The 18032-nt window shown below is 61.3% G+C and carries 18 protein-coding genes and 1 tRNA gene; 12 read left to right on the top strand and 7 right to left on the bottom strand.

The window, feature by feature from the left end:
• The first annotated feature begins 51 nt into the window (after positions 1 to 51).
• Positions 52 to 136 (top strand) — tRNA-Leu (locus BLW80_RS17175).
• A 366-nt stretch (positions 137 to 502) separates the two neighbouring features.
• Positions 503 to 910, top strand: coding sequence for a hypothetical protein (locus tag BLW80_RS17170; protein WP_139285848.1), 408 nt, complete (start codon positions 503 to 505; stop codon positions 908 to 910).
• A 27-nt stretch (positions 911 to 937) separates the two neighbouring features.
• Here BLW80_RS17170 and BLW80_RS17165 read toward each other — a convergent pair whose 3' ends face one another.
• A complete protein-coding gene (locus BLW80_RS17165; protein WP_093758853.1) occupies positions 938 to 1366 on the bottom strand; it encodes a hypothetical protein in 429 nt (142 codons plus the stop codon).
• Positions 1367 to 1490: 124 nt separating this feature from the next.
• Complete coding sequence (locus tag BLW80_RS17160; RefSeq protein ID WP_093758852.1) at positions 1491 to 2687, bottom strand: MFS transporter; 1197 nt, start codon at positions 2685 to 2687, stop codon at positions 1491 to 1493.
• A gap of 277 nt (positions 2688 to 2964) precedes the next feature.
• Between BLW80_RS17160 and BLW80_RS17155 the strand changes: the two genes are divergently transcribed.
• Positions 2965 to 4668 carry a UGSC family (seleno)protein gene (locus BLW80_RS17155; RefSeq protein WP_093758851.1) on the top strand — a complete coding sequence of 568 codons (1704 nt, stop codon included), beginning with the start codon at positions 2965 to 2967 and terminating at the stop codon, positions 4666 to 4668.
• 41 nt (positions 4669 to 4709) lie between these two features.
• Here the strand turns inward: BLW80_RS17155 and BLW80_RS17150 are convergent, their stop codons facing one another.
• Positions 4710 to 5576, bottom strand: coding sequence for a helix-turn-helix domain-containing protein (locus tag BLW80_RS17150; protein ID WP_093758850.1), 867 nt, complete (start codon positions 5574 to 5576; stop codon positions 4710 to 4712).
• A 205-nt stretch (positions 5577 to 5781) separates the two neighbouring features.
• Between BLW80_RS17150 and BLW80_RS17145 the strand changes: the two genes are divergently transcribed.
• Both BLW80_RS17145 and BLW80_RS17140 read left to right on the top strand, forming a co-directional pair.
• Entirely contained in the window at positions 5782 to 6993 is a 1212-nt protein-coding gene (locus tag BLW80_RS17145; protein WP_093758849.1) for an ABC transporter substrate-binding protein, read from the top strand.
• A gap of 152 nt (positions 6994 to 7145) precedes the next feature.
• Positions 7146 to 7517: a hypothetical protein gene (locus BLW80_RS17140; RefSeq protein ID WP_093758848.1), complete on the top strand. Its 372-nt coding sequence runs from the start codon at positions 7146 to 7148 to the stop codon at positions 7515 to 7517.
• Between the two features lie 11 nt (positions 7518 to 7528).
• On the opposite strand, the gene BLW80_RS17135 is transcribed toward BLW80_RS17140, so the two are convergent.
• Together BLW80_RS17135 and BLW80_RS17130 are read right to left on the bottom strand one after the other, a co-directional pair.
• A complete protein-coding gene (locus BLW80_RS17135; RefSeq protein WP_093758847.1) occupies positions 7529 to 8827 on the bottom strand; it encodes a polysaccharide deacetylase family protein in 1299 nt (432 codons plus the stop codon).
• A 117-nt stretch (positions 8828 to 8944) separates the two neighbouring features.
• Positions 8945 to 9757, bottom strand: coding sequence for a polysaccharide deacetylase family protein (locus BLW80_RS17130; RefSeq protein ID WP_244528278.1), 813 nt, complete (start codon positions 9755 to 9757; stop codon positions 8945 to 8947).
• A 136-nt stretch (positions 9758 to 9893) separates the two neighbouring features.
• Between BLW80_RS17130 and mgtE the strand changes: the two genes are divergently transcribed.
• Together mgtE and BLW80_RS17120 are read left to right on the top strand one after the other, a co-directional pair.
• Positions 9894 to 11324, top strand: coding sequence for a magnesium transporter (mgtE, locus tag BLW80_RS17125; protein ID WP_093758846.1), 1431 nt, complete (start codon positions 9894 to 9896; stop codon positions 11322 to 11324).
• A 323-nt stretch (positions 11325 to 11647) separates the two neighbouring features.
• Positions 11648 to 12871 (top strand): CaiB/BaiF CoA transferase family protein, encoded by a 1224-nt coding sequence (locus BLW80_RS17120; protein WP_093758845.1) that lies wholly within the window; start codon positions 11648 to 11650, stop codon positions 12869 to 12871.
• Positions 12872 to 12960: 89 nt separating this feature from the next.
• Here BLW80_RS17120 and BLW80_RS17115 read toward each other — a convergent pair whose 3' ends face one another.
• Positions 12961 to 13356, bottom strand: a complete 396-nt coding sequence (locus BLW80_RS17115) for a hypothetical protein (RefSeq protein ID WP_093758844.1) — start codon at positions 13354 to 13356, stop codon at positions 12961 to 12963.
• 562 nt (positions 13357 to 13918) lie between these two features.
• Between BLW80_RS17115 and BLW80_RS17110 the strand changes: the two genes are divergently transcribed.
• The 5 genes from BLW80_RS17110 (at position 13919) to BLW80_RS17090 (ending at position 17672) form a co-directional block, all read left to right on the top strand.
• Entirely contained in the window at positions 13919 to 14404 is a 486-nt protein-coding gene (locus BLW80_RS17110; RefSeq protein WP_093758843.1) for a lysozyme inhibitor LprI family protein, read from the top strand.
• A 197-nt stretch (positions 14405 to 14601) separates the two neighbouring features.
• Positions 14602 to 15255 carry a hypothetical protein gene (locus BLW80_RS17105; protein WP_139285847.1) on the top strand — a complete coding sequence of 218 codons (654 nt, stop codon included), beginning with the start codon at positions 14602 to 14604 and terminating at the stop codon, positions 15253 to 15255.
• Between the two features lie 292 nt (positions 15256 to 15547).
• Positions 15548 to 15868 carry a helix-turn-helix domain-containing protein gene (locus tag BLW80_RS17100; RefSeq protein WP_081421759.1) on the top strand — a complete coding sequence of 107 codons (321 nt, stop codon included), beginning with the start codon at positions 15548 to 15550 and terminating at the stop codon, positions 15866 to 15868.
• A gap of 95 nt (positions 15869 to 15963) precedes the next feature.
• Entirely contained in the window at positions 15964 to 16782 is an 819-nt protein-coding gene (locus BLW80_RS17095) for an aldo/keto reductase (RefSeq protein WP_093759135.1), read from the top strand.
• Positions 16783 to 16868: 86 nt separating this feature from the next.
• Complete coding sequence (locus BLW80_RS17090) at positions 16869 to 17672, top strand: YdcF family protein (protein ID WP_093758841.1); 804 nt, start codon at positions 16869 to 16871, stop codon at positions 17670 to 17672.
• Positions 17673 to 17676: 4 nt separating this feature from the next.
• On the opposite strand, the gene BLW80_RS17085 is transcribed toward BLW80_RS17090, so the two are convergent.
• The gene (locus BLW80_RS17085) at positions 17677 to 17991 is read right to left on the bottom strand and encodes a DUF3253 domain-containing protein (RefSeq protein WP_093758840.1); all 315 of its coding nucleotides are present in this window, start codon (positions 17989 to 17991) and stop codon (positions 17677 to 17679) included.
• Positions 17992 to 18032 lie beyond the last annotated feature (41 nt).

Raw genomic sequence — 18032 nt, 5'->3', positions numbered from 1 at the left:
ATCGGCGCCGGTTGATCCGGCCGGGCGATTTGCCCTCGCCGGATTTCTTTAGCGCTCGTGGCGGAATTGGTAGACGCGCTGCCTTGAGGTGGCAGTCCGTAACAGGGTGGGGGTTCGAGTCCCTCCGAGCGCACCACACCTCACACACATCAAAAGACTGCTGCCATATCGGGTAAACGAGCCGGCTTTTCTCATCGTAGGATGATAATCTGAGATTTGTATTGCGCCCTGACAACTCCGTCCGGGCGACGGCCAGGACCTCGCGCCGTCGGAGCGGGAGCCAACATTCGGTGGTGGTGTGACGTCGCTGTAACTACTAGCGATAGTTTATTAGGACGGAATCGTATAGGTTGGCGATTGGGAGTTTCGTATCGGAAATCCTTAAAATCGCCGTTGTGGTGATTTGTTCTGCAAACACTTTGAACGTGTGCTGTTGCAAAGAAGTGACAAGACTGGACGGATTCTTGCTTTAATCTAGGGTTGTGGCTCTGAGGCAGGTCGAATGCAACTTCCGCACAAAATGATTCGAGACCGAGCCTATTTCATCGCTGGTCGCCCGGCCGCCAGTCGCAAATCTCATGATCCGAATATCGAAAGCGCGATCAGGGACGCCGAGTACTATCTCGATAGCCTTCCCGACAATTTCTATCGCCCGTTGATTTCAGGGGCGACGGCAGCGTCACAAGAACAAATATTGGTTCTGACGTGGCTCGTCCAAATGCATGATGAGATGAAAGCGGTCGAAGTGGCTTTTTTGGGAAATGGCATGTGCCGCGTGATGTGGCCGAGCGCCTCATTGACCCGAGAGGTTGAACGGCTATCGGTGAAAGACCTGCTTTCCTTGCATCTTGAAGAAATGGTCAGTCAGTATCGTACTGCTCGTGATCCGGATGAGTGGCTTGTGCAATGAAGGTCTGCTTGAGCTAGTCGCAAAAGGCTAGTTGCAGCCATAGGCCTTCCACAAGTCGCGAAGCGTGCCCTCTGGTAGCTTCCCGCTATTGTGCAGCTTGATGCTGCCCAAGCCGCTACACACACATACCGCCGCGGCACGGTCGGCCTTGTCCTTGCCAACCTGATTCTTGGCTTTCTTGCGTGCTTCGACCTGTCGGTCCACGCAGCCATTGATCTCGGACACGAGTTGATCAAGGAGTTGGCCTGGGATGATGACAATCGATTTGATTGCGCTGTCGCTCCCCTTCATCGCCAGCACCTCTGCGTTGGTCCCGGATGCGTTTCCCTTAAATTTGTCCAGTGCCTGATCTGTGCTGAGGTTCTGGGTGGCCATCAGGTCTTTCACTGAACGCCCGATGCTGAGCAGCGATGCAAGTATTGAAAGTCCCGAAGCTGCAATGGGCAATTCCAGCATTTCCGTCCTCCAAAAGATTATCGCTTAAAAGTGTACCTCTCCATCAAATATCAACCAGAAGGAGAGGGCAAGTGCGGCTGTCGATCTTGAGGGGACGGTTGATGCGCAAATGCCGTGCGAGCTCTCAGCCTGACATTGCCAGCACCAGCGCGCAGATCGCTGCGACGGCGCCGATCAGAAACGCCGTCCCATAGCCGAAAACGCCCGCCGCATATCCAACTGCCGGCGCAGTCAGCCCGATCGCCAGGTCGAAGAAGGCGATGAAATTCGCCACCGCGCGGCCGCGCTGTTCGATGGGTACGCGGCGCGTGGCTTCGACACCCATTGAGGGAAAGATCAGCGAGAATCCGATGCCGGTGACCAGCGCGCCGAGCAGTGCGAGCATCGGACTCGTGGATAGCCAGATCAGCGCCTGGCCCAGCGCCTCGATGGCCAGCGATGTCATCGCGACGCGCGCGCCGCCGAACTGGTCGGGCAGGTGGCTGCCGACCAGGCGCACGAAGATGAATCCGGTCGAGAAGGCGGCGAGCGCGATGCCTGCGCCGGACCAGCCGCGTTCGACATAGGTCAGCGCCAGAAAGCCGGTGATCCCCGCGAAGGGAATGGTGGCGAGGAACAGCACCGTGCCGGAACGCCAGATCAGTCCGATCACCTTGTAGAACGGCGTGCGTTCGGTGCTGCCCGACACAGGCACGTCGGGGATGGCGTAGGCGATCCCCAGTGCGATCAGTGGCGAGATCGCCGCCAGCACGCCGACGCCGGCAAAGCCGATCGAAGCGTAGACCGCGAGGCCGATCGGTGCGCCCAATCCAATCGCCGAATACATGGCGATGCCCTGCCACGACATCACCAGACCAGTGCGGTGTGGGCCGAGCCGTCCGATGCACCAGCTCATGGCGCCGGTGATGAACAGGCTTTCGCCGAAGCCGAGCGCGACGCGTCCGATCAGCAGCAGCGTGAGCTTGCCTTCGGCCGGCAGCGGCAGGGTGGCAGCAAGCAGATAGAACAGGCCGGCCAGCGCTGACAGCGGCAGGCCGAGCCGGATCGCGTAGCGCGCGCCGTGATGGTCGCTGAGCGTGCCGGCGCGGTGCCGGGTAAGCACCGTCACTACCGACTGGATGCCGATGGCGAAGCCGATCACGCCGGCCGAAAAACCGAGCTGGTCATGGATGTAGAGCGAGATCGGCGGCAGCGGCAGGCCGACCGAGAGGAAGCCGAAAAACACGATCGCGACCTGCTTGATCAGGCTGGCGCGGTCGTCGCGGCTAAGGGGCACAGGTTTGGACGCAGTTTGGAATTTTGGAGGAGCGTTCTGGTTCATGTCGACGTGCTTTCGAGGCGGCCAGCCACGTTGGGGCTGTCCGGAGCTGAGCACGTTGAGTGACGTTAACGCTTACGGCTGGGAGATACCCTGCAAGCGGCTGGTTACGGCGAAGCAGGTTCCTCTGTCAAGGTTGCGATGCACCGGCCGGCCGTGCCCGTTGACGGGTTTGTGCCCGGACGCGCGCAAGATAACGAAACTTATCCAACATCATTCAATATTCGCACGCCCGCTCCGAGCAAGGTCCTTGCAACAGGTCAGTGCAAGGAAGCATCGGATGATGACAGCGACGCCTTATCGAACGGTCTCGCCGGGAGGGGCGCCCTCGATCGAGATGTTTTATCCAGCGAACCGCCCCGCGACCCTTGCAGGCCGCCGGATCGCTTTCGTCTGGGACTACCTCTTTCGCGGCGATGAGATATTTGCGCTTCTGGAGGAAGCTCTGGGCGAAGCCTGTCCGGGCGCAACCTTCGTGAGCTACGAGAAGTTCGGCAATACACTCGGCGGCAATGATCGCCAGGTGCTCGCCGAGCTGCCCGGCAAGCTCGCTGAACATGGCGTCGATGTGGTGATTTCCGGCATCGGCTGCTGCGGCGCCTGCACGCCGGCGGTGATGCGCGCCAGTGCCGCGATCGAGAAAGCCGGTATTCCAACGGCCTCGCTGGTTTGCGAAGGCTTTGCCGGGCAGGCCCGTGCAGTATCTCCGGGTCTTGGTTGCGCCTGGCTGCCCGTGGTGGAGATGCCCGGATATGTCGACAGCCTGAGCAATACCGAATTGCGTGACATGGTGTTGTCCCACACGGCGAATGCCGTCGTGACATGTCTGACTGCACAGCCGGTGCCGCAGGGAAAAGCGGCCAGGATATATTCGCCGACCGAGATCGTGGCGACGGGCGACTTCACCGAGATCAACGAGATCTATCGGGTCGAAGGCTGGTCCGACGGCTTGCCGGTCATTCCGCCGACACGTGACGCGGTGGCAGAGTTCCTGAAGTTTACGCCATATCCGCCGGACAGGCTGATTGGCTGCGTTCAGCCATCCGGATCCGGCGTGACGATCTGGAATGTAGCGGTCAATGGCGTCATGGCCGGGTGCGCGCCCGAATATATGCCGGTCCTTGTCGCCATTGCCGAGATCATGGCCAGCCCTGCCTACGGGGTCGAGCACAGCGGCGACACGACGGGCGGCGATCCGCTGATCGTGCTCAGCGGTCCGGTCATTGAAGCGCTCGGGTTCAATTACGAAAACGGTGCGATGCGCGAAGGGAGCAGGGCCAACACCACGGTCGGACGGTTCCTGCGTCTCTTCCTGCGAAATGTTGTCGGGCTGCGGCCGGGAGAGGGCGACAAATGCACGTTCGGCCATTCCGCCCGCGTGGTTCTCGCCGAGCACGAGCCGGAAGTCGCAAAGCTGGGCTGGACGACATTCGCAGGGCGCCAGGGCTTCGCAAAGGGCGCCAGTGTTGTAACGGTCGGACGGTTCACGGGCGACACCGTTGTCGGCTCCATCTACGGCCGCGATCCCGAAGACATCGCGATCTATCTTGCTGACGGGTTGATCCGTCAAAGCTGTTGGGAACTATGCTTCACGGCCGGCCTTGCGCCCGGCACCCTCCGCCCGCTCGTGGCGATCAGTCCGATGGTCGCCAAGACGCTGGCGAAGGCCGGAAGCAATATCGAGGATCTTCGCGAACGGCTTTATCGCCATGCCCGGATTCCGGCCTGGAAGTTCGAAGCTTATATCGGCAAATACTCTAACTGCGTTCCGGGACGCAGAACGTTGCGGCGACTTCATGAAGACGGGCTTGCTGCCGCGCATTTCGCGGAAAGCGACGATCCGAACCGGTTGGTGCCCGTCGTCGAGCGCGCGGAACATATCCTGATCGTCGTGTCGGGCGATCCATACCGGTCCAACGCGATGGTGTTCGGCAGCAACGGACTTCACGGTTTTCCGACCAGCCGGGAAATACGGCTTGCGTGACCGGTGGCCGGGCGGTCTTTCCTCTGCGACCGCGTCAGTCGTTACAGGCCGGGAAGCGGCCACGTGATGCGCGGAGGGCTGGTCGCCGGCTGCGACTGAAAGGCGAGATGGTCCTTCCTGAGTCGGCCAGGCGTGATGCCGGTCACCCGCTTGAAGGCGCGTGTCAAATGGGCTTGGTCCGCGAACCCCGTTGCAGCGGCAACATCTGCTACGCATTGCCCCTTGGACAGCATTTCGAAACTCCTGTGAAGGCGCTGTTGCATGTGCCAGGCATGCGGGGGCATTCCGACGATAGCCGTGAAGCACCTGACCAACAGAAAGCGATCTATCCGCGCAAGTTGCGCAAGCTCGGTGAGCGTGACGTTGCGGTGAAGATAGGCGGCGAGATACGCCTTGCAGGTCTCGACCGCGCGCAATTCGATCGGCTTGTGAGATGCCCTCTGCGGAAGGCGGGTGTGCCGGGTCAGAAAATGCTCCAGCACGTCAAGTAGCGCTTCCTCCTGCGCAAGCACGGGCGCTCCATTTAAGCTGCGGAACAGCGTCTGCAGAACGCGCTTCATGTCGTCATCGCAAATTGCGGTCTCGCAGAGAAAGCGTGCGCCCTGAGGGTGATGCCGCTCGAGCACGTCCGATGGAATGGTTATCGTGTGATAGTACCATCCACCTTCGACGCCGGGTTCGGCCGCATGCACTTCATGCGGCGGCACCGCCAGAATTTTCCCCGCATCGGCGAAGTGAGTCACGCCCCGGCAATGCAGCGCCTGTACGCCGTCGCTCAACAGCGACAGCATCAGTCCGTCGTGGCTGTGTCGGGGCAGGACATGGTCGCGATATCGTCCTGCGACCACCTCTATCCCACCCAGATTGTGCAGTTTCAGGCCACGGGGAATGGTCTCTTCGATTGCCATGCCCGAGCTTAGGAGGGCGGCGTGGCGGGACGCAAGCGCTTTGCGCTGCGCCGGCCTGTGCTCGCGAAATATCCAATAACGTTCAAGCTTTCATGCTCGACCTCTGGCATTCGAGAATCCGGCCATGTTTTTGCATGACTGGTTTCGCGAGCGTTTTGGACGGAGTGAGCCGATCGGCGAGGTCGGCTCGTGAGAGGAACGTGGAATGCCAGGCTCAAAGTCTCGTTTCATACTGCTGGCGCTTGCATTGGTTGCGCCCTTTGCGACGCCCGGCGACGGTCGCGCCGAAGACGCGCCGCTTCGCATCGGCGTTCTCAATGATCAGTCGGGCAGTACCGCGGATGTGACCGGACTGGGGTCGGTGATCGCGGCGCGTCTTGCCATTGAAGACTTCGGAGAGAAAGTGCTCGGGCGTCGCATCGAACTGCTCTCCGACCATCAGAACAAGACCGATATCGCAGCGGCGATCACGCGCCGGTGGATAGACGTCGAGAATGTCAGCGCCATCGTCGACGGTGGCACCTCCGCTGCCGGGCTGGTGATCCAGGATATCGTCAAGGAGAAAGAAAAGATCGCCATGTTCTCCGGCCCGGCGACCTCCGACCTGACCGGCAAGGCCTGTTCGCCTCTCGGCTTTCACTGGACCTACGACACCTATGCGTTGGCCAATACGCTGCCGAGAGCCATGGCGAAATCCGGCGTCGACACCTGGTTCTTCATCACGAGCAACTATGCGTTCGGTCATGCGCTCGAGCGGGACGCAACGACAGCCATCGAGCGGCTGGGCGGAAAGGTGCTCGGCCGCGTGAGGCATCCGCTCGGGACGGCCGATTTCTCATCCTTTCTGCTGCAGGCACAGGGATCCGGTGCCAAGATCATCGGTCTCGCCAATTCTGGCGATGACTCGCTGAACACGATCAAGCAGGCCGATGAATTCGGTATCGTGAAGGGAGGCCAGCGACTTGGCGGCCTCCTTCTTCTCATTAACACCGTGCATGGTCTCGGACTTAAGGCATCGCAAGGCATCGTTATCGCCGAGGCCTTTTATTGGGACTTGGATGACGAGACGCGCCGCTTTTCCAAACGTTTCGAAGCGCTCGCCAGGAAGAAGCCCAACATGATCCAGGCGGGCGTTTACAGCGCAGTCACTCACTATCTGAAATCCGTTCAGAAGGCGGACTCGATCGCCGGACCAGCCGTCTCCGATACGATGCAGTCGCTGCCCGTAAACGATTTCATGAGCAAGGACGTCAAGATCCGCAAGGATGGTCGCGTTATGCGCGACATGCATCTGTTTCAGGTTAAATCTCCATCGGAGTCCACAGGACCCTGGGATTACTACCAGTACCTTTCGACCGTTCGGGGCGAGGACGCATTCAGGCCCGTAGCGGAAAGCGAATGTACGCTGCTCAAATAGATGCGTTGCAGGGCAAAGCGGACTTGGCTTAACCAAATCGAAAGATCGATCGCAGTTGTCGTTGTGTTTTAGTGCTCCCGTAACGATCTACCGCTAGCAGTGCCGCAACCCGGCGCCGACCATCCCGTGCCGGTCGATCTTCCGGAGCGGACATGAAATATCTGAGCTATGCATATCGTTTCATCTCCAACTTTGCCTTTCTGGCGCTGGTCTATTTCAGCCTGAATTTCGTCGGCACCTACCAGCAGCGGGCCATCGTGGCGGCGCTGGTGCTGGCCTATGCGGGTATGCGGGCGATCTCGGCGCTGCGCACCTTCATCTTCTTCAAGGCGATCGAGAAGCTCGAACTCGAAGCACGCCGGCTCGGCGGCTTGTCCGGTGAGGGCCCGGCTGCCGTTGCAACACGCAAGATGGTTGTGAAGGACGTGGTCGATCAGCGCCAGGCCGGCGAGATGAAGTCCTATATCGACCTGCTGTTCCTCGGCATCATCGTGGTGCTGTGCATCGCCAAGATCGTCAGCTGATCCCGGTGCGCTCAGCGCGGGGCGGCAACTGCCGTCGGATGCAGGCCCGGCGGAATGGCGCCGGGGATGGTGCGTCTGGCGGCGCTGGCGTCGATCGAGATCAGTTTCGCAATCGCATCTGAATCGCTGCCGCGGGCAGGCGCCGTCTGTTGAGCGTGATGTGGTAGCTGCACGAGTGCCTTGATCGGCTTGCCGTGACGTTCGGCGAGCTCGAACAGGGTCTTTGCCGGCACCGGTAATGTGGCTGTGTCGGTCATCGTCTGCAGCGGTGCTTCACGTGGCCATGGTGCCTGTTCGGGCAATGGCACGGCATTGCGCGGCCGGCGCATGCGATCGAAATTCTCGGTTAGCGACAGCATCTGGTCGGAGGCCGAGATCGCCGGCGCGGGCAGCATGTCATCATGGGCGAAGGCGAATGTCGGCACCTTGTGCCAGCGCGTGACGGCCACGGTCTCCGACACCGGATGCAACTGCCACTGCTGCGGCTCGGTGGGCGTCTTCGGCTTGTCCGGCGTTGCCGCCTCGACATGGACGATGCGATAGCCGCCGGCCTTGAGGTCGCGCAGGATGCCGGGCAGGGCGGCGACGGTGCGCGGCTGGATGTCGTGCAGCAACAGGATGCCCTTGCCCTTGGCGGCGATGCGCGAGATCGCGAGGTCATGGACCTTCTGCGACGACACATGGCGCCAGTCGTCGGCGGGGAAATCGGCGCTCCAGGTCTGGATGCCGCGCGAGGCCAGATAGTCCTCGACCACGCTGGCGCGCAGCAGGCCGGGAATCCGGAAGAATGGCGACAGCAGCGCGGGATCGCCGAGCGCCGCCGTGGTGTTAGCGATGCCGTCCTCGATTTCCTGCTGCGCCTTCTCGATCGGCATGCGGTTCATGCTGAGCGGATGGTTCTGGCTGTGGGTGCCGACGGTGTGGCCGAACGCGATCAGCTTGCGCACGCCTTCGGGATGTTCCTTCGCCATCCGGCCGATGATGAAGAACGTCGCCTTCACGCATTCGGAGGCCAGGATATCGAGGATCGCGTTCGAGTGTTTCGGGATCGGACCGTCGTCGAAGGTCAGCACGACCTCCTTGTCCTGGAGCGGCAGCGTCTCGGCATATTGCATGGTGCCGATCTTGGGGTGCTCGCGGGGATCGACCACGATAGTGCGCGAGGTGCCGAGCGCGCCGGGATTGCCCGGGCACGCCTCGGCCGACAAAGCGCTGGTGGTGGAGGCTGCGGCGGCGGTGAACAGGGTCAGGCCGGTGAGCAGGCTCAGGCACAGAAGGCGTCGTGCCCGGTCAGTCGTCGCCTTGTTCATTGGTCGATCCGTCACTCGCTTTGATGTCGGCTGTGAAGTTACCGGGGCGGCTGTGAACGCAATGTTAATCATGTCGGCCCGCCGACGGTATTTTCCGCATCCTGATGATCGCGCGTTCTACTGGGAACTGGAGCGGGCGGAGGACCCTGCGGCCGGCGGCACGATATGCACGACCCGGTAGCGGTTCTCCCGGAGATAGCGCAGGAAATCGGGCAGCATCGCGGCAGTCTGCGCCTTGGTGTCGTGAAACAGGATGATTCCCCGCCCGGCGGCCTTGAGCCGGCCGGTAATCAGCTCCAGTTGCTGCTGCGGTGTCATGGGATTCCAGTCGCTGGCCCAGAAATCCGCGCCGAACACCGCGATCCGGCGGGATTGCAGCATGTCCAGCAGGGCCGGTGTCGATTCGAAATAGGGGAAGCGAAAGAACGGCGTGGTCGGCACGGTGGTGGCCTTGCCATTCAGCGCCATTTCGTCGGCGCTGATGCCCCGGTCGATCTGTTCGACGGCAGCCGCATTGCTGATCTTCTTGAGGTCGGCATGGGCGAGGGTGTGATGGCCGATGGTATGGCCCTCGGCTGCCATGCGCTTCACCAGCGCCGCATTGGCCATCGCGCTGTTGCCGATCAGGAAGAAGGTCGCGCGAACACATTCGCGCGACAGCGCCGTGAGAATCTTCGTCGTGGTCGGCGCATTCGGGCCATCGTCGAAGGTCAGCACGACCTCGCGGTCTTCCAGCGGCAGCGTATCCGGAAAGCTCTGCGTTCCGACCCGCGGATAGGTCTTGGGATCCACGGTGAGAATGCGTGCGGTACCGAGCGTGTCCTTGCGCGGGCAGTCTTCGGCATGGGCGACAACGGTCGATGCAATCAAGGCAAGAATGGCGGCCTTCAACACGATCACGACACTTTCCCGGCCGCTGATTTCGCGCACCGCATTTTTCCGATTGCATCAGGCATTGCGCATTGGGTAATGCCTGATGCGAGCTTCCGTTCACAGATGGATTAGCGCATTTCCGACAGGATAGCGCTAGCTCCGTCACCCCCCAAACAAGCAGGCGAGGTGCGGCATGGCCGATGACGTCGATCTCGCCCAATCGGTCGCTCCCGAGGAATTGTCGGCGCTCGACAAGATGCCGATGCGCAATGATGACGGCGACATTCGCCCCGAATTTGTCGAGGCGATCTCGCACGCGGTTCAGGTAGCCGATACCGCATTCCTCAAGGAGATCGTCGGCGAGCTCCATGAGGCCGATCTTGGCGACCTGATCGAAGCCCTCGATGCCGACGAGCGCGCGCCACTGATCGAGCTGACCGGCGCCGATTTCGACTTCTCGGCGCTCAACGAGGTCGACGACACCGTCCGCGAGGAACTGCTCGAGGAACTGGAGCCGGAAACTGTCGCCGAGGGTGTCCGCGAACTCGATTCCGACGATGCCGTCGAGCTGCTGGAAGGCGTCGACGAGGAGGTCCAGGACGAGATTCTCGAGAAGCTGCCGCTGTCCGAGCGCGTGGCGCTGGAGCGGAGCCTCACTTACCCGGAAAACTCCGCCGGCCGGCGGATGCAGACCGAGTTCATTGCGGTCCCGCCGGACTGGAATGTCGGTCAGGTCATCGACTATATGCGCGAAACGCCGGACCTGCCGGATCGGTTCTACGAGATCTATTCCGTCGGCGCCGATCAGCGCTGGCAGGGCGCAGTGTCGCTGGACGCACTGCTGCGCGCGCGCCGTCCGGTGCTGCTGGCTGATCTGATCGATGAGGACCGCCGCCGCGTCTCGGTGTTGGACGATCAGGAGGAAGTGGCGCGGATGTTCGGCAAGTACAATCTTGTCGCGGCGCCTGTGGTCGATACCGATGACCGGCTGGTCGGCGTCATCACCATCGACGACGTCGTCGACGTCATCGAGGAGGAGGCCGACGAGGACCTCAAGGCGCTCGGCGGCGTCACGTCGGACGAAGAACTGTCGGACAATTTCTGGACCATCGCCAAGGGCCGCTTTACCTGGCTGCTGATCAATCTCGCCACGGCCTTCATCGCGTCGTCGGTGCTCGGCCTGTTCGAGGACCAGTTGCAGCAGATGGTGGCGCTGGCGGTGCTGGCGCCCATCGTCGCCAGCCAGGGTGGCAATGCGGCGACCCAGACCATGACGGTTGCGGTGCGTGCATTGGCGACGCGGCAGCTCAACCCCAACAACGCTATGCGCATCGTGATCCGCGAAGGCCTTGTCGGCCTGATCAATGGTCTGGCCTTTGCCGTGATCACCGGCATCGCCGCCTATGCCTGGTTCAGGACGCCCGGTCTCGGCATCGTCATCGGCCTTGCAATGATCTGCAATCTGATCGCCGGCGCACTCGGTGGCATCCTGATCCCGATGGTGCTCGAACGCGTCAAGGCCGATCCGGCCGTGGCCTCCGGTACATTCGTGACCACCGTGACCGACGTGGTCGGCTTCTTCGCTTTCTTGGGGATCGCGACGCTGTGGTTCGGGCTCAAGTAGGGATCAGTCGCGACGTTTCAGCCGTCTTGAGACTGACAAGCAAGGGCTGAACGCTGTTGCCTGCGCGACGCCGCGCTCATGTCTCCTTCTGGTGCAAAGCGGTCGGCCTTACTCTGGATGCGGTCTTACCCCTGATGATGCATAGGGGGCTGCTCAGTCTTGAAATTTCGGCATCCGGAAATCAAGAGCGCTGTTCCGTACCCTCTTGAATGGGATAGCCCTCATGCTCACAAAGCGGTGCACTCGGGGTGATTTTCCTGTAAGCGCTCGCTTCACACGTTCTCCGTGGCCGACGCGACGAATGAACATAACAGGAGGAATACATGCCGGCTCTGCCGCTCTCGGGCATCAAGGTTATCGATATGACGCGGGTGCTTGCCGGCCCGATCGCGGGTCAGATGCTTGGCGATTTCGGCGCCGAAGTCATCAAGATCGAACGCCCTGGAACCGGCGACGATTCCCGTGCGTTCGGCCCTCCCTATCTGAACGACCCGGACGGCAGCAGGCGAGACAACTCCTTCTATCTTTGCGCCAATCGCAACAAGAAATCGGTCACCGTCAATGTGGCCAAGCCTGAAGGCCAGGAGATCATTCGCGAACTCGTCAAGACCGCCGACGTGTTGCTGGAGAACTACAAGGTCGGTGACCTCAAGCGTTATGGCCTCGACTACGACGCGATCAAAGCCATCAACCCGCGCATCGTTTACTGCTCGGTGACGGGCTTCGGACAAACCGGTCCCTACGCCACACGCGCCGGCTATGATGCGATCCTGCAGGCGATGGGTGGTCTCATGAGCGTGACGGGCCATCTCGATGGCGAGCCGGGCGAGGGCCCCATGAAGGTCGGTCCCTCGATCGTGGACTATATGACCGGCTTGAATGCCACCATCGGCGTGATGTCGGCGCTCTATCATCGCGATGCCGGCGGCGGCGAGGGACAGCAAATCGATGCCTGTCTGTTCGATACGGTGATCGCCTCCCTTTCACATTGGCTCCAACCCTATCTCATCAGCGGAAAAGTCCCGCCGCGGCGCGGAACCTGGGGCAATGGCGGCATGCCTGCCGGTGTCTTCCGTTGCACCGATGGCGAGTTGATGCTCGTGAATGGCAATGACGGCCAGTTCCAGCGGACCTGCGAAGTGCTCGGAGAGCCGGACCTGGCCAAGGATCCGCGCTTCCTGAAGAACAACGACCGTGTCGTTCATGGGAAGGAGATCATGGCCATCTTCGCCGGTCTTTTCCTGAAGCAGCCCGTCGCCTACTGGCTGGAGCGTCTGGAGGCGGTCGGCGTACCGTCCGGCCCGATCAACGACTTCGATCAGGTTTTCGCGGACCCTCATGTGAAGTCCCGCGGTATGCGCGTGAGCTCAGACCATCCCTTCGAGCCGGCGCTTTCGCTTGTGCGCAATCCGCTGATGTTTTCGGGCACGCCGATCACCGACTATCGCGCGCCGCCGCTGCTCGGCTCCAATACGGACGAAATCCTGTCCACCATCGGCTACGACGGCGAACGGATCGCGGCGCTTAGGACGAAGGGCGTCGTCTAGACCGGTCAGGAAAGGCGATCGATGGCGTCACACCTGGATTCGCTCTCATCTCCGACCGACCGCAAGTCGGTCGGAGAGCCAATTAAACTTTAGCTGTTCGCTCGCGCGCTCATGCTTAACGTTCGGCCATCGGATAGCCACGAACACACCGCGGCTGGTAGTCCTCCGACGAGCCCAACCATCAAGATTGGCCATAAGTCGTTTGATCCTCCCCACATGAAAAGCATGATCAAGACTGCAGGGAGTGCTGCCGTCACCGCCGTTCCCATAACTCGGAGTGGCTTTGCAGAAAGCATCCAATCGACCCAAGCCAGCAGCAAGGCCGAGATAACCGCGATTGCGTAGGACTCAACCATCCAATCGAGAAGATTCTTAAACCCATCAGGCGCCGTGAATACGACCAACGCAAGAGGCGGAAAGAGAGCCGGGAAAATCAGAAAGCGTTTCATGCCACCTTCGTCAGTCTTCGTGGCGATCTTGTTCAATTTTGAAGTCTCATAGTGTTGCCAGCGGCGTAGCCGGTGGGTGCCCCAAACCGGTCCTGCCGTCGTTATCCGTCAACGTAGCAGCGTGCTCAACGCAACAATTGCAGCACCAAGGCCGGGCTTGCGGCGACAACGGCACTCAAAGCGAAGCCGACAGAGCTTAGGGCAAGAGCGCCAACAAATCCGTGCTGCTGCCAGCCATAAGGAGCACTGAAAATGTGGCCGCTCCAACTACAGATATCGTCCATACAACTTGAATTGCGATCTTCAGAGTCGCCACGTCGGCGCTCCTATTCCACATTCAGATGAACCAATGCTGGGCCTTCGATGACCAAAGTTGCATGCGTCACTTATTGTCTGAAAATCTCGTGAGCCAGGCCAAGGCATATTCAAAGGCATTGATTGAAGAGAGCGTAGCGAAAGCCGCGTACCCGCTCGTTTCGCTTTCCCACTCGACGTCCGGCCCTTCCGCCACACCCGCCGGTGTACCGGCTCGCGGGGCTTCATTTGCTCACGGTGGTATTGCGTTCCATATTTTCGATGCGCCGAACGGAGATATCAAATGAAGCTCAAACTTTCCGTCGCGCTGCTCGCCGCAAGCCTCTCGCTCTCGTCGATAGCTTTCGCCCAAGGCACCGCGCCCGCCGACGTTGCAGTGATCGATGCTTGCCTGAAGACCGCAGGGGAAACCGGCGGTTTGGGCGGCGCGTGCGTCGGGCTCGTCGCCGACCCCTGCATCAAAAAGGCGGAGGGCGTGAATGACGACGTCGCCAAATGGAGAGCCTGCGCCTCGCGCGAACTCGCCATTTGGACGCAGAAAACCAATGAGGCGCTAAAGAAGGTTGAGGCCGGCGGGTTCGCCGATGTGATCAACGCGGTCAAGGACTCGCAGAAAACCTTCGCCGCGTCGCGTGATCGCTTCTGCGCGGTCTTCGACAAAGTCGAGCCCGGCATGTACCGGGGCGACGCGAACTACTGCCGCCTGCGCGAGACCGCGAACCGCGCGCTGAGCTTGATCAAGCTCGGCGCTGCGGTCAACGAGCACTGAGACCTCTTAGTCCCACTCTCAATTGTCTCTCGCATAGGCGTATCGTCGATGTGGGGGCAGAGCGCGAGAGCTTTCCGCTGTTTTTGCAAACGACGTGACAGCCCTTCGAACAAAACCTGAAGTATTCCTCTTTCGTCACGATTTTATTTGGTTCGACCATCCTTGTTAAACGAGAGAAGCTATTGCAGATGCGCTCAATGTCTAATGTAGGCCAATACGGAGTTGATGGTCGAAAGTCGCTCTTCTTGCTCCTGCTTTTATTTGCGATCCCCTCGGATGACTGCTCCGCGCAGACACCGCCGCCCCCAATCAACGAACGTGCGTTCGAGCGCGTGCCGCCGACGGTCGTAACGAGGTTGGCGACCCGCTTTTCGCTAGGCTCATTTGCGGGCCGCTTCGAGGAGACGCGGCTCGACGCGGTTCGCGAAGCCCTGGGCAAAGGGACCATCCAACACCGAGGCGACGCTGGAGATAGTATCTATTGGCTGTGTTATCGGCGCGCGCAGCATCGATTGTGGGTCGTGTCCGGCGGGGAGATAGGCGGCCCGGATCATGTCGTCACGGAAATCGTTGAAGAGCTCACCGAGAAAGACGCCGGGGCTTCGACCGATTGCGGCATTATCCCGGAAAAATTCTCGCCCGTCATCTTCGACGGCAAGCTGCATTTAGGTATGTCGCGTCAGGAGGTAATCACGGCGTTGGGACCGCCGTCGAAGTCGGAAGCTGCTCAGATCGTGTATTCGCACGAGGGAAAGCTCGCAGACGGTTTCGATGAGACCGCTTGGCTCATTCTCCGATTTCGTGAAAACAAGCTTGTGTCCATGCGCGGCGGCAAGACCACAACGAATTGAAGTGGCTGCGAGCAGCGTTCGCGCTTTGCGACGGATGGGAGCGAGCCATGCCCGCTCCCGCACGACCTGCATCACATACCCGAGCCGAATGCCTATCGATGCCCGGATGGCGGCTCATGGTTCAAAGCGGTCTCGCTCGCCGAAGCATGTTTCACGCGGTTTCAGCAACAAGGGTGCCCGGCCATCCCGCATCTCTTGGGGTCGACGATCGCCAACACCGGGATCGCCGGCTCACTTGTCTTCACCGCTCCTTAACGGTAATCGACGACCATCACGCGCAATGAGGTCGAACATGCGCTTGCGGTTGAAGGCTGACGGACGGATCGTCGAATTGCGGGACGGGCACGAGGTGCCGCTGGTTCCCGATATGCCTGTCGTGCCGGAGCCGGTCGCGGTGCGACCCGGCGAAGCCGAAGTGCGCGATCTGCGCCGTCGTGCGCAGCTGACCCAGATGGAATTTGCCGCGCGTCTTGGCGTTCCCGTCGAGACGATCCGCAATTGGGAGCAGGGCAAGCGCATGCCGCGCGGTCCGGCTCGAGCCTTGCTGGCGGTGATCGCACACGCACCGGAGACGGTGTTCGCGGCGCTGGCACCGGTTGCTGCGGACGCCTGAACGATCACTGTGGATCATCGCCTGCGCTGACGCGCCGGCGATGTCCTGGAAAGCTTGTCGGCGTTCGTATCGTTCCTCTGTCAGAGGAGAAGATGATGCAGTTCGTGGAAGCAAACGGCGCCCGCATCCCGGCCATTGGCCTCGGGACATGGGAACTGCGCGGCCGCATTTGTGCGCGTGTCGTCGAGCAGGCGATCCGGCTCGGCTATCGCCACATCGACACCGCACAGGTCTATGAGAACGAGCGCGATGTCGGCGAGGGCATTCATGCCGCGCACATTCGCCGTGACGAGATGTTCGTGACGACCAAGGTCTGGACCACGCATTTCGCGCCTCACAATCTCGAACGCTCGGTGAAGGAGAGCCTGACGCGGCTGCGCATGACCGAGGTCGATCTGCTGTTGCTGCACTGGCCGAACCCGCAGGTGCCGCTGGAGGAAACGCTCGGCGCGCTGGCGCATGCCAGGCAGATGGGCCTGACCAGACATATAGGCCTGTCGAATTTCACCGTGGCGCTGATCGAACAGGCTGTGGCCGCATGTCCCGCGCCGCTGGTCTGCGATCAGGTCGAATACCATCCCTATCTCGACCAGGCGAAGGTGCAGGGCGCCTGCCGGCAGAATGGTCTGGCCATGGTCGCCTACAGCCCCATCGCCCAGGGCAATGTCCGCGGCGATGAAACGCTTGCCGAGATCGGCAAGGCACATGGCAAGAGTGCAGCACAGGTTTGCCTGCGCTGGCTGGTCCAGCAGGGCGCGGTGGCGATCCCGCGCACCTCCAAGGTCGAGCGTCTGTCGGAGAATATCGATGTGTTCGATTTCATGCTGTCCGAAAACGAGATGTCCCGGATTTCGCATCTGGCGCATCCGAAGGGGCGGCTGACCGACTACGGCTTCGCGCCGAAATGGGATTGATCCATAAGGCCAGCCGGCATTTGCCGCATTGATCTTGTGGGCAGGATGGCTCATGCAGTGACACCGTCCGGCAAGCCAAGGGCCTCATGTTTTTCACGTTCTCCAAGATGCTCGGCTTCTTCACGGAGCCGTCCAATGCGATCGCCATCATCTGCGTGGTCGGCATTGTGCTGGTGCTGTTGCAGCGCCAGCGTGTCGGAACATTGCTGGTGACCTTTGGCATCCTGTTGCTGCTGCTGTTCGGCTATTCGCCTGTTGGCAATGTGCTGATGCTGTCGCTGACCGAGCGTTTTCCGAAATGGCAGGACGATGGCCGTGCACCCGACGGCATCATCGTGCTTGGCGGCGCCATCGATTCGGATTCGTCCGCGGCACGCGGCTCGCTGGAGATCAATTCGGCCGGCGAGCGGATAACGGCGATGCTGGAGCTGGCGCGCCGCTATCCGCAGGCGCGTATCGTCTTCACCGGCGGCGCCGGCAGCCTGATTGCAAAGTCGCTGTCCGAAGCGCCGGTTGCCGGCGAGCTGCTTCAGCGTTTCGGCGTGGCCCCCGAACGCGTCACGCTGGAAACCGCTTCCCGCACCACCGACGAAAATGCCGCCTTCACCGCAGGCCTGGTGTCGCCGAAGCCCGGTGAGCGCTGGCTGCTGGTGACGTCCGCCTGGCATATGCCGCGCGCGATCGGCGCGTTCCGCAGGGTCGGCTTCGATGTCGAAGCCTATCCGGTGGACTGGCGCACGCGCGGCTGGATCGACGCTACCGAGACCTTCGATTCCGCCAGCGCTGGCCTTGGCCGGAGCGATATCGCGGTTCACGAATGGGTCGGGCTGATCACCTATTGGCTCGCCGGCCGCAGCAGCGAATTGCTGCCGGGGCCGAAGAAGCGGTGATGCGTCACTCCGCCTTCGGCAACCCCAGCCGATACACGCCGCGGAAGTCGTTGGGATCTTCGACCGGCTTGCCCTTGCGATAGATCACCAGGCGGTCGGCGAGCGCTAGCGTCACGGCGGCGCGGCGGATCGGCATCAAGAGCGCGTGCCAGTCGCCCTCGGGCTCGATCACATGCGCAATCTCAGGAGGGCTCAGCGTGCCCGCGCCGTTGCGGGTGAGCGCGTCAAGGATCGCCTCGTCGAGCGGCAAGGGCTTCGGTTTCGGGGCGGCCGGTTTGGCGGCAGCCGGCTTCGGGGTCTTCGAACTGGGTTTGGACATCCCTTGCCATGACCGATCAGGCAGCACGACGCAAGCTGTGG

The organism is Tardiphaga sp. OK245 (assembly GCF_900108575.1).
Classification (GTDB): Bacteria; Pseudomonadota; Alphaproteobacteria; order Rhizobiales; family Xanthobacteraceae; genus Tardiphaga; species Tardiphaga robiniae.
This window is presented reverse-complemented; position numbering and strand designations above follow the sequence as displayed.

What these genes read in the sequence shown, in the direction of transcription:
- BLW80_RS17145 (WP_093758849.1), top strand. Translation starts at nt 5,782, where the DNA reads ATGCCAGGCTCAAAGTCTCGTTTCATACTGCTGGCGCTTGCATTGGTT.
- BLW80_RS17135 (WP_093758847.1), bottom strand. Translation starts at nt 8,827, where the DNA reads ATGAACAAGGCGACGACTGACCGGGCACGACGCCTTCTGTGCCTGAGC.
- BLW80_RS17090 (WP_093758841.1), top strand. Translation starts at nt 16,869, where the DNA reads ATGTTTTTCACGTTCTCCAAGATGCTCGGCTTCTTCACGGAGCCGTCC.
- BLW80_RS17085 (WP_093758840.1), bottom strand. Translation starts at nt 17,991, where the DNA reads ATGTCCAAACCCAGTTCGAAGACCCCGAAGCCGGCTGCCGCCAAACCG.
- BLW80_RS17165 (WP_093758853.1), bottom strand. Translation starts at nt 1,366, where the DNA reads ATGCTGGAATTGCCCATTGCAGCTTCGGGACTTTCAATACTTGCATCG.
- mgtE (WP_093758846.1), top strand. Translation starts at nt 9,894, where the DNA reads ATGGCCGATGACGTCGATCTCGCCCAATCGGTCGCTCCCGAGGAATTG.
- BLW80_RS17140 (WP_093758848.1), top strand. Translation starts at nt 7,146, where the DNA reads ATGAAATATCTGAGCTATGCATATCGTTTCATCTCCAACTTTGCCTTT.
- BLW80_RS17160 (WP_093758852.1), bottom strand. Translation starts at nt 2,687, where the DNA reads ATGAACCAGAACGCTCCTCCAAAATTCCAAACTGCGTCCAAACCTGTG.
- BLW80_RS17150 (WP_093758850.1), bottom strand. Translation starts at nt 5,576, where the DNA reads ATGGCAATCGAAGAGACCATTCCCCGTGGCCTGAAACTGCACAATCTG.
- BLW80_RS17100 (WP_081421759.1), top strand. Translation starts at nt 15,548, where the DNA reads ATGCGCTTGCGGTTGAAGGCTGACGGACGGATCGTCGAATTGCGGGAC.
- BLW80_RS17105 (WP_139285847.1), top strand. Translation starts at nt 14,602, where the DNA reads ATGTCTAATGTAGGCCAATACGGAGTTGATGGTCGAAAGTCGCTCTTC.
- BLW80_RS17110 (WP_093758843.1), top strand. Translation starts at nt 13,919, where the DNA reads ATGAAGCTCAAACTTTCCGTCGCGCTGCTCGCCGCAAGCCTCTCGCTC.
- BLW80_RS17170 (WP_139285848.1), top strand. Translation starts at nt 503, where the DNA reads ATGCAACTTCCGCACAAAATGATTCGAGACCGAGCCTATTTCATCGCT.
- BLW80_RS17095 (WP_093759135.1), top strand. Translation starts at nt 15,964, where the DNA reads ATGCAGTTCGTGGAAGCAAACGGCGCCCGCATCCCGGCCATTGGCCTC.
- BLW80_RS17120 (WP_093758845.1), top strand. Translation starts at nt 11,648, where the DNA reads ATGCCGGCTCTGCCGCTCTCGGGCATCAAGGTTATCGATATGACGCGG.
- BLW80_RS17155 (WP_093758851.1), top strand. Translation starts at nt 2,965, where the DNA reads ATGATGACAGCGACGCCTTATCGAACGGTCTCGCCGGGAGGGGCGCCC.